This window comes from Microcystis sp. LE19-131.1A, from assembly GCF_027532015.1.
Lineage (GTDB): Bacteria > Cyanobacteriota > Cyanobacteriia > Cyanobacteriales > Microcystaceae > Microcystis > Microcystis ichthyoblabe_A.
The window spans coordinates 19,208-33,089 of record NZ_JAPZSS010000291.1 but is presented as its reverse complement, the minus strand read 5'-3'; the positions used below and the strand labels follow the sequence as shown (position 1 = coordinate 33,089).

Annotated in this window: 12 protein-coding genes and 1 pseudogene; 12 read left to right on the top strand and 1 reads right to left on the bottom strand. The window is 42.8% G+C overall.

Going from position 1 to position 13,882, the window contains the following annotated elements; translation table 11 throughout:
* The 12 genes and pseudogenes from O9323_RS20680 to O9323_RS20625 form a co-directional block, all read left to right on the top strand.
* Window positions 1-525, top strand: a 525-nt coding sequence (locus tag O9323_RS20680; RefSeq protein ID WP_288125686.1) for a formylglycine-generating enzyme family protein, incomplete at its 5' end; no start/stop codon positions are given.
* Window positions 526-667: 142 nt separating this feature from the next.
* Complete coding sequence (locus O9323_RS20675; RefSeq protein WP_288125685.1) at window positions 668-2,155, top strand: lipase family protein; 1,488 nt, start codon at window positions 668-670, stop codon at window positions 2,153-2,155.
* Window positions 2,148-3,305 carry a caspase family protein gene (locus O9323_RS20670; RefSeq protein WP_288125684.1) on the top strand — a complete coding sequence of 386 codons (1,158 nt, stop codon included), beginning with the start codon at window positions 2,148-2,150 and terminating at the stop codon, window positions 3,303-3,305. Before O9323_RS20675 ends, O9323_RS20670 begins: the two co-directional genes overlap by 8 nt.
* A 2-nt stretch (window positions 3,306-3,307) precedes the next feature.
* Entirely contained in the window at window positions 3,308-4,936 is a 1,629-nt protein-coding gene (locus tag O9323_RS20665; RefSeq protein WP_288125683.1) for a VMAP-C domain-containing protein, read from the top strand.
* Between the two features lie 5 nt (window positions 4,937-4,941).
* The gene (locus tag O9323_RS20660; RefSeq protein ID WP_288125682.1) at window positions 4,942-6,042 is read left to right on the top strand and encodes an AAA family ATPase; all 1,101 of its coding nucleotides are present in this window, start codon (window positions 4,942-4,944) and stop codon (window positions 6,040-6,042) included.
* On the top strand, window positions 6,039-8,858 hold the full coding sequence (locus tag O9323_RS20655) for a formylglycine-generating enzyme family protein (protein ID WP_288125681.1): 2,820 nt from the start codon (window positions 6,039-6,041) through the stop codon (window positions 8,856-8,858). Before O9323_RS20660 ends, O9323_RS20655 begins: the two co-directional genes overlap by 4 nt.
* A 63-nt stretch (window positions 8,859-8,921) precedes the next feature.
* Window positions 8,922-9,308, top strand: coding sequence for a diversity-generating retroelement protein Avd (gene avd / locus O9323_RS20650; protein ID WP_287075796.1), 387 nt, complete (start codon window positions 8,922-8,924; stop codon window positions 9,306-9,308).
* On the top strand, window positions 9,298-10,356 hold the full coding sequence (locus O9323_RS20645; protein ID WP_288125680.1) for an RNA-directed DNA polymerase: 1,059 nt from the start codon (window positions 9,298-9,300) through the stop codon (window positions 10,354-10,356). The genes avd and O9323_RS20645 overlap by 11 nt, the downstream gene beginning before the upstream one ends.
* Before the next feature lie 96 nt (window positions 10,357-10,452).
* Window positions 10,453-10,539, top strand: a pseudogene (locus tag O9323_RS22985) (hypothetical protein); the annotation flags it as partial.
* A 175-nt stretch (window positions 10,540-10,714) separates the two neighbouring features.
* Window positions 10,715-11,575, top strand: a complete 861-nt coding sequence (locus tag O9323_RS20635; protein ID WP_288125679.1) for a formylglycine-generating enzyme family protein — start codon at window positions 10,715-10,717, stop codon at window positions 11,573-11,575.
* Between the two features lie 273 nt (window positions 11,576-11,848).
* The gene (locus O9323_RS20630; RefSeq protein WP_353851607.1) at window positions 11,849-12,061 is read left to right on the top strand and encodes a hypothetical protein; all 213 of its coding nucleotides are present in this window, start codon (window positions 11,849-11,851) and stop codon (window positions 12,059-12,061) included.
* Between the two features lie 142 nt (window positions 12,062-12,203).
* Window positions 12,204-12,692 (top strand): RNA-directed DNA polymerase, encoded by a 489-nt coding sequence (locus tag O9323_RS20625; protein WP_353851606.1) that lies wholly within the window; start codon window positions 12,204-12,206, stop codon window positions 12,690-12,692.
* A 75-nt stretch (window positions 12,693-12,767) separates the two neighbouring features.
* On the opposite strand, the gene lexA is transcribed toward O9323_RS20625, so the two are convergent.
* Window positions 12,768-13,382: a transcriptional repressor LexA gene (gene lexA / locus O9323_RS20620; protein ID WP_288125678.1), complete on the bottom strand. Its 615-nt coding sequence runs from the start codon at window positions 13,380-13,382 to the stop codon at window positions 12,768-12,770.
* Between the last annotated feature and the right edge of the window lie 500 nt (window positions 13,383-13,882).

Here is a 13,882-nt window from a genome sequence, read left to right as displayed (position 1 = left end):
CGCCGTCCCGTGGAACAAGTCAACTGGTACGATGCGATCGAGTTCTGTGCGAGATTATCAAAACTAACGGTTCGGGAATACCGACTACCGAGTGAAGCGGAATGGGAATACGCTTGTCGTGCTGGAACCACCACCCCGTTTCACTTTGGGGAAACCATTACGGGGGAATTGGCTAACTACAATGCCAGTAATACCTACGCCGATGAACCGAACGGAGAATATCAAAACGAAACAACTCCCGTGGGACAATTTCCCCCAAACGCCTTTGGACTGTACGATATGCACGGCAATGTCCGGGAGTGGTGCGCCGATACCTGGCACGATAACTATGACGGTGCGCCGACGGATGGCAGTGTCTGGATAGAAAATGGGAATGATAATCGTTCTCCTCTGCGGGGCGGTTCCTGGAGCTACAATCCTACTTACTGTCGTTCCGCGATTCGCTACGACTACTACTTCCGCCGCGTCAACCGCATCAACAATTACGGTTTTCGGGTAGTCTGCATTTTCGGGAGAACTCTCTAACCCTTTTCCTCTTTTTTCCCTTTTACCCTCATTCCCTATTTTTTCTTTTTTCTTTTCTTTCCCGCCCAAGGGCGGGTCGATTTTTTTGAGAAAATAATGTCCGGGATGCTGTGGGATTTATTTAGCGTGTTGATACTTGGTCATGCGTTTGGTAGCATGGCGGGAGAAGAAATGCAATTGTTATGGGCAAACCACAAATCGCCGTCCGAATTCCCCCACCTCTCCTCGCCGAACTCAACCAGTACGTCGAGCGGGTTGGCACGTCCAAGACGGATGTGATCGTCAGTGCGATTGCTGCTTACTTGGGCTGTGCCGAGACTGTGCCGTTGAGTCAGCGGGTAAGTCAACTGGAACTACAAATGAAGGAATTGAGGACTTCGATCAAATCTTATTCATGTACCGAGGAGGTGAGTCGGTGAAGGAACGCGATTGTGATCTAGTTTTTATCCACGGTACTGGGGTACGAGAACCTGCCTATAGCAAAACTTTTAGTATCATTAGCCGAAAATTGAAAGAACGCAATGAAAATTTGCGTTTTCATAAGTGTTACTGGGGTGGTTCACTCGGCACAACGTTAAATGCTGGGGGACTATCTATTCCAGTGTCGGATCAAAAAAAAGCCTCAGAAACCGATTTAACTGATGAAGACTACGTTCTGGGTTTATGGGAGTTACTATATCAAGATCCGCTCATCGAACTGCAAATCCTAACCATAAGTTCCGAGGACAAAAGAACTGTTTTTGGGGAAAAGCTAGGCGAGGATTTGGATAATCGGGTTCGAGCCTTAAATCCATCCTCTAATCTCCAAGAAATGCTCGATCAAGCTGGCATTGGCGAGTTTTTTCCTCAATCCCAATCCATTATCGTCAACGAAAGCGATTATCAAAAAGCGATCGAATCCGCCACGGAACCATTAGGAGAATACCGCATAGCGATCGCCCGTGCGCTGGTAGCCCAGAGTGCTATTTTGGTGAGAGATAAATACGGGGAATTTGCCTTATCGGTTAATGGGGGATTACGAGATCATATTGTCGAGCAAATAGCGGCGGAACTAGGGGGCACGGAAAAAGGACTTTTATCTGGCGTAAAACAGAGTATTTCTGGCACAATCAGGCGTATTATTAACAATAATCTCCAAAGGAGGCGAAGTGGATTTTCAGAACAATACAGTGGCACTTTGGGAGATATCTTGATGTATCAAGCAAGGGGACAAAAGCTTAGAGACTTTGTTCGCACAACCGTTGAACGTCTGGAATATCCCACCGTATTAATCGCCCATAGTTTGGGTGGTATTATTGCCGTCGATTTGCTATTAGAACAACAATTACCACAAGTGGCTTTGTTGGTGACGATCGGTTCTCAATCTCCGATTCTTTATGAACTGAATGCTTTGGTGGGGATGGAATATAATCCCAATGCCAAGCTGCCGGATACTTTCCCCGATTGGTTAAATATTTATGATCGCAACGATTTTCTCAGTTATGTAGGGGAGAAAATATTCCCCGGAAAGATACAAGATGTCGAAATCGACAGTAAACAACCGTTCCCTGAGTCTCACGGTGCATATTGGAATAATGACAAAGTTTGGGATGCCGTTTGGCAGAAGATGGAGAAGATAGTTAATGGCTGAACCATCGACAACACAAGCAATTTTAGTGGGAATCGAAAAGTATGCTGATTCTAGTTCCATTCCAGATTTGAATGGCCCGGTCAATGATGTTTATCAGTTCTGTCAATGGTTACGAGATCGCAATGTGCCTCCTGAAAATATTTCGGTTTTTCTGTCGCCACTCGATCGCAATGTCGGAATTGTTGACAAGATTACCAATCTCATCGATAGTAAACCCTTAGAAGCAAACAAAGATATAGTCAATAAAGCTCTGCGTGAAGACGCGAGAGAGAAAACAGCAAGTTTGTTTTTCTTGTTTTGGTCGGGACACGGTTGGATCGCTCCCCAAGGCGATCGCCGATTGATTTATGCCGATGCGACAATGGAGTATCTCAAAAATCTAAATTTAACCGCCCAGCTTAATGTTATGCAGACCGATTTATATAAAAATTTACCTCAGCAGTTATTAATCTTCGATGCCTGTGCCAATTCCCAATTATTAAAGATAACTCCACCGGACGATCTTCTTTCTATTGGTAAACATTTGCCAAGTCAAAAACAAATGGCAATGTTTGCGGCTAATCCGGGAGAATATGCGATTAATAAAAGTGATGAGCAAACGGGTATATTTTCACGGGAACTATTGAATGAATTGAACTCATCAAAAGATACAGAGCTTTGGCCACCAGATATGGAAGCGGTTATGCAGAATGTGCAGGAAAATTTCATTAAGCTTCGAGAGGATGGACAAACCAGGCAAACTCCCTCATTTCTGCTGTATCAAGACTGGGGAGGCAATAGAAAAGAACGATTTAGCGAAATTGAGCCAGCCACTAAAGCAAGAGAACGAGATAGTGTTCAGCTACCTCGTGATTTGACTATCCAAGAATTAGTACTATTGCGCGATCTTTTTTTACAATGTCAGTCAATTCGAGATTCCCAAAGTCGAAAAGATATTATTTTGAATCTAAGGAAAGAAATAGCCAATAACATAATCATGGAAGGTAATGCAAATACTGTAGTGTTAAGTGCAATTAGAACTTCCCGCAGTTATTCAGGGGGATTGGCAGAGCTATTAGACGTTATTGATATGCTCTACGAAAATGATTCTGTTGCTATGCAAAATTTAAGAAGAACTGCAATACAAATGTTGCCAAAGGAGTTTGATTAACAATGTTGTTGAGAGTACCGATAAAACCTAACGATCTAGGATTTAATGAGTTAATCGAAGCCTTAGAGAATTGCCCTTCTATCCGAGATACTCAAAATAGAAGAGATGTAATTGGTTTTTTGCATGATATTGGCAAACAAGTAGAAGAACGAAATACTGTTCGTGATTCAGTATTGAGTATTCTCAAAGCATTAAGCGGATTTCCAGATCGATTTGATGAGTTAATCGATGCGATTAATTTTTATGAACAAAATAATAGTTATTTTCAGAATTTAATTCAAGTTGTTAGCGATCTTGCCAGACAACAACAAGAAGCAAGAAATAACTCTAAAGAGGAGATTGCTCTTTTTGATGTTAAATTACAAAATAATGATTGCGACGAGACATTTGAAAGTTTGTGGACAGACCTACAATCAATTCTCAACACAATTGATTGGAAAAATATTTGGAAAGCCTGTTCTGAGATTAAAGAAATCAATAAAAATTACGAAGATTCTTCTTATATCAAAAGTTTGTGTTTTACCAAGAATTATGAGTTATTAAAACAAGAATTTCTCAATCAATACAAACCTAGATTATTATTGATAATCAAATTAGCTCAATCACTAAAAGATGATAATGGACATATAAAATCATGGCTAGATAAAGCTAATCATAAATTGGAAAAAACTGAAGCCGCACTTGACCCCAATATTAATGAAAATAGTTCTTGCTTGCCACCGATCTTATTAATCATAATTGAGAGACTAGGCGATGGACAGAATCAAGACAAATGGAATGTTCAAGGACAGTTTAAAATTCAGGGTAAACTATTTGAAATCTCATTATCTAAAAATAAAAATGGTATTGATTGCCCTAAATTTGAAAATATTCCAACAGCGATAAAATCATACATTGATTATCTTGAAACTGATCCTCAATTTCGGGGTCAAGCAATTGATCAGTTGAGAATAGAAGTATTCATTCCACTTTCCGATTTACATTCTAGTCTAGATAATTGGGCAATGATTTGTGAAGAAGAAGCGACTATATCATTGGTAAGAAATTACCGATTATTTTTACGAAGTAGAGAACGCATACGAAAAAATAGCCGCATTGGATCACTCAAAAAAGGATGGGAAAGAATCCATACTTTTTTGAATGGTGATTGTCGTGAAATATCCAAGAATATTCTAGCTAATGATATAAATAATACTCCAGCCTCTAACATAATTGAGATTCTTGGAGATACTCAAATCTCTAATTGGAAAAAACTAGAGATTTTTATGAAAAATTGCTCGAATCTGTGGGGGATTATATTAAAAGGTTCTCTCTTTGTCGATAAAATTGAGCGTATGAGGTTCTTTGAGTCTATTTTTGATAGCGGTATTCCCATAGCCGTTTGGAATTGGGATAGTATTCCCTCAGAGGTAGAATTTGAACAGGAATTTACACAATGTCTGAGTTGCGATAATTTATCCGATCGATGTCGTGGTTTACTTGAAAAAACTTGGGAGCTAAGAAGTGTTGTATGGGGGGCTAGAACTGAAACAGAGCGTAAACAGTATCCTGGCTATTATCTCGGTATGTTGTTAGAAGATCCAGAAATCTTACCCGACGAAAAGCCTTTACAAATAATAGGAGGAAACTAGATAAAATGGCAGAAGAAACTAAATCAGTTCACTGGCATCCTTTTAATGGTCGAGGGGAACAGCTACCAGCATCTGAAACTCTCAATCTTCCGCCTCCACCTCCTTGGAGAAAATTCAATAGACCTATTCTCCCTAAAGATACCGAACGTTGGTTAAATTTATTGGAACCTGTCGAGAGTGAAAAAAATGATCGCGATCGCGGTGAAAAATTCCGTTTGTCAGAAATATCCAATAATGAAGCAGATTCTAAAAATACTGAACTTCAAAAAGCGATCGATCTAGTCATCGCCGGGGTAAATGCGGCTTTATGCTTGCGTCGTCCCCTGTTAGTGACAGGTCGTCCCGGTTCGGGAAAAACCTCCCTTGCCTATGCCTTAGCATACCAACTGAGATTGGGTCCGGTTTTAAAATGGTCGATTACGGCTCGAACGACCCTTCAGGATGGTTTGTATCGTTATGATGCGATCGCCCGTTTACAAGAACCAGATTCCGAGGGCAAACAAGATATTGGCTCTTATATCACTTTAGGAGCTTTGGGTACGGCATTTCTTCCTTCAGCTTTACCCAGAGTGCTTTTAATAGACGAGATAGACAAAAGCGATATCAATTTACCCAATGACTTGCTCAATCTGTTTGAAGAAGGCGAATATGAAATTCCCGAATTAAAACGTTGGACAAAGAAAAACCCCGATAAACCAGTTTCAGTTTTTACTTGGGATAAAAATCTTCATCCCGTCAAGCTAAATAGCGGAATAGTGGGATGCCATGCTTTCCCCATCGTAGTGATGACCAGTAACGGGGAAAGGGATTTTCCTCCAGCCTTCAAAAGACGTTGTATCAGAATCAAAATGCCTAATCCGGGCATTAATAATCTGAAATCCATAGTCAAATCTCACATGGGTGATAAATATTTTGATCAGTCTAGCGATCGCATTAGTCAATTAATTACAGATTTTCTGGGTAAAGAAAAATTGGCAAAAGATTTGGCAACGGATCAACTCCTCAACGTTGTATATATGTTGACTGGTGGTGCAGAATCTACTCTCGACTGCGAATCTTTGAAAGAGCTACTGTTTAAGAGCTTGAATGATACCGAGGGATTATGAGCGATGCTTCCGCACTGGCAAAATCAGACCGATTCAAACGGTTACTTAAGACTCTCAATCAGTCAGAGCTAGAAATGACTAGCTACGAATTAGCTGATTTGTGCTGGTTATTGCTCCATTCGCCTCAGATTGTAGAATCTACTGAAAGTAAAGCAGAAGTTAACCAAGAGGAGCCAAACAACAATCAACTGCCCAACAACAATCAACTGCCCAACAACAATCGGCAACAAAATAAAGAGTCTGGGGGACAGTTATTCCCACGACAGCAAAGCAAAGACTCATCCAGTGGCGGTGGCGGTGGTTCTTTAACTTTTCCAGTTGATAATCCATCAGATCTCGGCAGTTCCTTATCTTTGGCAAAAGCCTTAAAAACATTATTGCGGCGCGTACCTACACGGGATCGCCCGAGTATTTTGGATGAAGTACGAACAGTCGAAAGTTTTGCCGCGACTGACGGAAAAATCTTGGTTCCTGTTTTTAAACCAGCCTTAGAACCTTGGTTAGAACTAGCATTGGTATTTGATCGCAGTTCCTCGATGGATATTTGGCATCAAACGTTAGCAGATCTAAAAACCGTACTGCAACATTATGGTATCTTTCGTGATGTGCGGGTCTGGCAATTAGCTTCCAAGGAAAATAATCTATTTCTCTATGAAGGATTAAGCAAGATTAATTCTAGGGTTTATCATCCTAAAGAATTACTCAATCCTAATGGTCGCCGCCTCATTGTAGTAGTTAGTGATTGCGTGGCATCCTATTGGCAAGATGGCAAGATGTTTCCGCTTTTAAAATTGTGGAGTCAATCGAGTCCATTAGCTATATTGCAGATGCTTCCAGAATGGCTTTGGCTGAAAACTGGTTTGGGATTGGGAGCGAAAGTAACTTTAGTTAGTGATGAACCTGGTTTAACTAATAGCCGATTAAAAATTAGAGACGTGCTGCTCTGGGAAAACGTCTTTCGTGAACAGAATCGTTTACAGATTCCTGTTTTTACTTTGGAACCTCTCAGTGTCGCACGATGGAGCGGTGTAGTCGTGGGGCGCGGTGACACCAAAGTAGCAGGATTTGTACTGACTCCCGATACCAAAGAAGAATTAGAACCCGAGGGTAAGCTAAATTTAACTCCAGAAGAAATAGTTAGACGATTTCGCAATAATGCTTCGCTTCTAGCTCAAGAATTAGCAGAATTGTTAGCGGCGGCACCGACAATTTTTCTGCCAGTAGTTCGATTGATCCGTAAGGAAATGTTACCGTCCGCTGGTCAAGTCCAAATCGCAGAAGTATTTTTAGGCGGTATTCTTCGCGTTCGTTCGTTAGGGATTAAGGAATCTGACCCAGATGCGGTACTCTACGATTTTATCAATCCAGAAGTAAGAAAAATTTTACAATGCAGTTCTACTCGCTCTACTACAGTAGATGTATTCGATCGCGTCTCCAAATATATTGCCAAACAACTGAACCTAGAATTGCGAGACTTCCTCGCTGAATTGAAAAAGCCTCCAACAGAAGTAGGTACAGATATACAAGACATCATTAGTCCTTTTGCCGAAGTGGCGGCCAGTATTTTAAGGAATTTGGGGGGAAAATATCTGGCGATCGCACAGCAATTAGAGCAAGGTCAGCCAAAAGCGACTCAAACAGCTAGAGAAGAAGACTTTCTCACCCAATTCACCCCAGAAACCACCATGATCGAAGTCGGCAGGCTCACCATCCTCGAAGGTGAAGCCGAAACCGAGTTCATCGCCCTGCGGGAACAGTGCGCCAGCTTGAACCTAGAAGACGGCGACCTCTACGAACTAGCGATCGAATCGGGCATTAAAGAGCTAGAAGCTCAGATACTCTTTATCTATAATAAGCGAGCGGAACAAACAGACTTACCCCAATGGGACGGGGAAACTGTATTTGTCGATCGACAAGGAAATATCATTAAACGTCAACCCGTCACCGCTAAATATTACGAAGAAGATATTCCCTTTAACAAAAGGAAGGATCAACCCCCCGCGGGGCTAACCGAGATTAGAATGCTCCTCATCCCCGGCGGAACTCTGCTCAAAGACGGTAAGACTATCTATATAAAACCCTTTTTTATGGCACAAACCCCCATTACCCAAGCTCAATGGTGGGCGATCGCCAGCCGTAAAGACTTAAAAATAAAAAATAATCTAGACCTAACCCCATCACGATTTAAAGACGACTATGGGGAAACGAGTCATTGGTTACGGCCTGTAGAAAATGTGAGTTGGTTCGATGCGATCGAATACTGTGGACGACTAGCCAAGCTAACCAAATTCCCCTACGCCCTACCCTCTGAAGCCCAATGGGAATACGCCTGTCACGCCAATACAGAAGCCCCCCTTGTTAAGGGGGGTCAGGGGGGATCATATCCCCCTTTCCACTACGGCGAGACCCTAACTGCAAAACTAGCCAATTACGACTCACAGCAAACCTACGCCGACGAAGCAAAAACGGCAAGCCCCAAGCAAACAACCCCTGTCGGTAACTATCCCCCCAACGCCTTTGGTTTACAGGATATGCACGGTAACGTCTGGGAATGGTGTATAGATCTGTGGGATGCTGAAGAGAGGGCGATCTCGCGTAGCGATCGCTTTGCGTTCGACAATAACCCGACTAATCTACTAGATAAGAATATAACTATGCAGTTATTAAGTGATAAAAATACGAAGGTGATACGCGGCGGTTCTTGGAACTACAATCCGAGGAACTGTCGCAGTGCGAATCGTTACAGGAACTACCCCGTCAACCGCAACCTCAACTACTACGGTTTTCGAGTTGTCTGCCGCTTCCCCAGGACTTGATTTCCCTTTATTCTTTTCTCTTTTTCCCTTTTCCGGCGATTTTTTGGGGACTAATTAGTACACATGAACCACAACGAAAAAGAATTGTCAGTTATTCAAAAAACCTATGACCTCATCCTCTGGTTAAACCCGATATTGAGTCGTCTTCCCCGCAATTATCGCTTTACCCTAGGGGAAAGGATAGCCAATAATCTCTATCAATTACTAGAAGGATTGATAGAAGCCAAGTATAGTCAAGAGAAAGAGGAAATTTTGCGTTCTCTCAACCCTAAATTGTCGGTTCTCTACTACCAAATACGGTTAATGGTTGACCTTAATATTATGTCCGATAAACGTTACGAAAATCTGAGTCGATATTTAGTCGAAATCGGTAATGAACTAGGGGGCTGGCTAAAATCCCAAACGAAAATCCCACCAGTTAACCTAACCGGAACAAAGAATGGTCGTTAGAATTGGCAATACATGGGAAAAAATTATCGAATTTGAAAACCTCCTAGCGGCCGCTCGGCTCGCGCAGCAAGGTAAACGCTATCGCCCTAATGTCCTCGCCTTTAACGCGGAACGGGAGAAAAATTTAATCAAGTTGCAAGATGAGCTAATCGAACAGACCTATCATCCCGGTCAGTACCGCAGTTTCCGTATAACAGACCCCAAACCACGCCTAATTTCGGCGGCCCCCTATCGAGATCGCATTGTCCACCACGCTCTCTGTCGGATAATTGTACCTGCGATCGAGCGTACTTTTATCTTTGATAGTTATGCCAATCGAACTAGATTTGGGACACATCGCGCCTTAAAACGCTTTATTCACTTTGCTCGCCATAATCGCTATATTCTACAATGCGATATCTGTCAATATTTCCCCAGCATCGACCATGAAATCCTAAAAAGTACCTTACATCGTAAACTCAAATGTCCCCGCACCCTAGCCCTAATCGATCTAATTATTGATAGTAGCAATCCCCAAGATCCCGTATCTAACTACTATCCAGGTGATGACCTGCTAACCCCGCTCCAACGTCGTCGAGGACTTCCTATCGGTAATCTAACCAGTCAATTTTTTTCTAATGTATTTTTAGACGGATTTGACCATTTTGTCAAAGAAAAATTGAAAATTCAGCAATATTTGCGCTATGTTGATGACTTTGCTCTATTTAGTGATGACAAAGAGATACTCCAACAAGCACGGCAGGATATAGAAGCCTACCTTACGACCTTACGGCTAAAAATTCATCCCGTCAAAAGCCAACTCTTCGCTACTGTTCACGGTGCGAATTTTGTCGGATATCGAGTGTTGCCAGATCGTATTCGAGTTCGTAGCGATAACCTACAACGGGGAAGACAGCGTTTACAAAGTTTACAAAGAGAGCTAGAAGCGGGTCTTTTGAGCCAAAGCGAATTCGAGCGAAGATTAACCGCTTGGTTCGCTCACCTGAGCCATGCGGATAGCCATCATTTGCGCCAAAAAATCTTAAAAAGTATTGGCAGGCTATCCTAAATAACCACTGAGTCGGCATAATAAAAACATTGGGGTCGGCAATAGAGCGGCGGTTCTTGGAACAACAATCCGAGGAACTGTCGCAGTGCGAATCGTAACAGGAACAACCCCGACAACCGCAACAACAACAACAACGGTTTTCGAGTTGTCTGCCGCTTCCCCAGCACTTTCCCACTGTGGTGAATATTTGCCAGAGTTAATTCCAGAGCCGGTGGATGGGAATCCATCGGGCGTGAAGTAGGGAAAGTCCAGACCGACTCCGGCGATATCCTAGAGGTATCCAAAAATCAACCGAAAAGGAGAGCTTGGTAGGGAAACCGAAGAGTTCTTCTTTTCAATCCACCAGCGAACGACAGCAGTGACCATCACAATTATCAGTAAGCGTAGTCAGCAGATAACGGTTTATCAAGAACCCCTAATAAAACTTTCTCTCGTCCTCGTACCGTCTGGTGAATTTTGGATGGGATGCCCGCAGGGAGAAGAGGGTGATAAGGATGAACGACCCCAACACCCCGTCAGCGTAGAGAGCTTTTTGATGGGACAAACCCCGATTACCCAAGAGCAATGGGCGGTGGTCGCGGGTTGGCAGAAGGTAGTAGAATATCTAAATCCCGACCCTTCCCAGTTTAAAGGCGACCCTCGGCGACCCGTGGAGCAGATTAGTTGGCGAGATGCGATCGAATTCTGCGCGCGGCTACGTCGGAAGACCCAGAAAGATTATCGGCTACCCACCGAAGCGCAGTGGGAATACGCCTGTCGAGCGGGAACCACAACCCCAACCCCGTTTTATTTTGGCGAAACCCTGTCAACGGAATTGGCTAATTATGATGGTAACTATACCTACGGCCCTGGCAGTAAAGGCGAATATCGAGAAGGAACAACCCCGGTTAAGAGCTTTCCCGCGAATGCTTGGGGAATCTATGATATGCACGGAAATGTTTGGGAATGGTGTTTAGACCCTTGGCACGACAGCTATCAGGATAAAACACAGACTGATAGCGAAGTTTGGGATGAAGAACAAAGCGCAGAGCAATATTTACTTGATGAAAATAATGTTATACAACTATTAAGTAATAAAAGAACTAGGGTACTACGCGGCGGTTCTTGGAACGACGATCCGTGGGACTGTCGCAGTGCGCCTCGTGTCAGGTACAACCCCGGCTTCCGCAACTACAGCGACAGCGGTTTTCGAGTTGTCTGCCGCTTCCCCAGGACTTGATTTCCCTTTATTCTTTTCTCTTTTTCCCTTTTCCGGCGATTTTTTTATTGCTTATAGTACATATAGACTACTCTTGATACTGTAGAAGAGAACTCTCTAACCCTTTTTCTCTTTTTACCCTCATTCCCTATTTTTTCTCTTTTCTTTTCTTTCCTGCCCTTAGGCGGGTCGATTTTTTTGAGAAAATTGGGGTTAATGTTAAATTTTATGAAGGCAATGAAAGAGTTATCGGTGATTCAAAAGTGTTATGATTTGGTGAAGTAGTACGTTCCGATTATAGAGCGTTTTCCTAGGGTTCACAAGTTCACGATAGGAGACAGATTAATTAATCAACTCTATGACATATTGGAGAATTTAATCAGGGCTAAATTTGCCAAAAGCAAGCTTGCCAAACTTGAATACATCAACACCGAGTTAGCCGTTCTCAGACATCAGACCCGACTTTTATTAGATTTTAAATTGATCGATCTCAAACGCTATGAATAGGTCAGTCAGTTAAGTACCTAAGCAAAATTAATTACACATATCTAACCACCTCTTGCCTTTTGCCTATCTTTACTAGGAAATTAATTTTGCACGACTACTTAATTGATGAATTGGGCTGACTCCTTTAGAACGAAAATGAGGTCTGCCTATTGGTAATTTAACCAGTCAGTTTTTTGCCAATATTTATCTTAATGGACTCGATCATTTTATCAAGGAAGTTATTAGAACTACCAAGTATGTCAGGTACGTTGATGATTTTGCTCTCTTTTCGGATGACCAAAATTTGCTGGTCGAAGCCAGAGGTAAAATTGAAGAATACTTGGTAAAACTGAGGCTGAAAATTCATCCGATCAAAAGTCAACTTTTTGCCACTAAATACCGTTCTAGCTTCCTCGGTTTCCGCATTCTACCCGGTCGAGTTCGCGTCAGGAATAATAACCTTCATCGAGGTAGGAGAAGACTCAGACGATTGCAACAAGATTATGCCATCGGTACAATTGAATGGAAAGATGTAGAGCGATCTCGCGTAGCGAGCGCGTTGCGACCGCTGACTAGCTGGATGGCACATCTAGAACAGGGTGACATCTGGCAACTAAGAAAACAGATATTCGATTCCGTTCTATTATCCTAGTTTGCCCACCCGATTTTTTTCTGGGAGCAAGGAAAGGAAAAATGATCGGGGCGCTTAAGTGCGCCCCAGTTTTGGCTAATAACCGCGCCAAACACCAACCAAAACCCCTTGTACCTGTACTTGTTCAGTATTGGCTGTAATTGGTTGATATTTTTGATTGGAGGGTTGGAGAGTGATGATTTCTCCTTCTTGGTAGAAACGTTTTAAAGTAGTGCCGTGGCCTTCGACTCTAGCGGCGACGATTTCCCCATTGGACACCCCTTCATTGCCGGTGAGAGAACGCATAATCACCAGATCCCCATCGGCAATATGGTCCTCGATCATACTGTCTCCGGAAACGCGCAGAGCATAACAGTCTTGACTGCGTTGCAACAGGTTAGAAAGATCGAATTTTTCTTCCACATCGGTGAAGGGTTCCACTAAACCACCAGCAGCGATCGCACCCAGAACCGGTAAACCTTGCACTGGTTGTTTGAGAATCCGCAGGGTGCGTGCTTTTCCTTCTGTCCAATCAATATAGCCTTTGGCGCGTAAACGTTCTAAACGGCTTTGAATCGGTGCGGGAGACCGTAAATTCATCGCTCGCATCATTTGCCGGATGGAAGGGGCGTGCTGAGTAGTGCGAATGTACTCAATTAGCCAGTCGTACAACTCCTGTTGCGCTTGAGTAAGGGATTCGAGGTTAGTCATGATCTATTTTCCTATCCTTGGGTTAAGATAATTTGTACTTTAGTTCATTTGTGTTTAACCTAGTACATCTTAACTTCATCGGCCGACTAAATCAACTGGTTATTAGATCTCTGGCAACAATCAAAAATTGTCGTGCTTGGTTAGGAGACTCCGAGACAGCCTTGAATCAGTTATCAGTTAGGGACTTGCGTGGGAATAATATCCCAATCGATCGGAGGGCGCAAGCTTTGCGCCCCTACAGTAACGGATTTTGTCCACAATGTAGGGGCGAACTGCGTTCGCCCAAAAGGTACATTATCAAAGCGCAAGTCCCTTATCAGTTATCAGATGCGAGTTACAGCGTTTCTCAGATAGATGAGGTTCGTTCTTGCGGCTACCATACTTGATTAGCAAGGGTTAATCTGTACTTCACCTTTACGAGAAAGGCCGTATCGGTTCACTGATTACTGATTACTGTTCACTGATAACTAAAAAGTCTCCCTTCTCCCCACTTCATAATT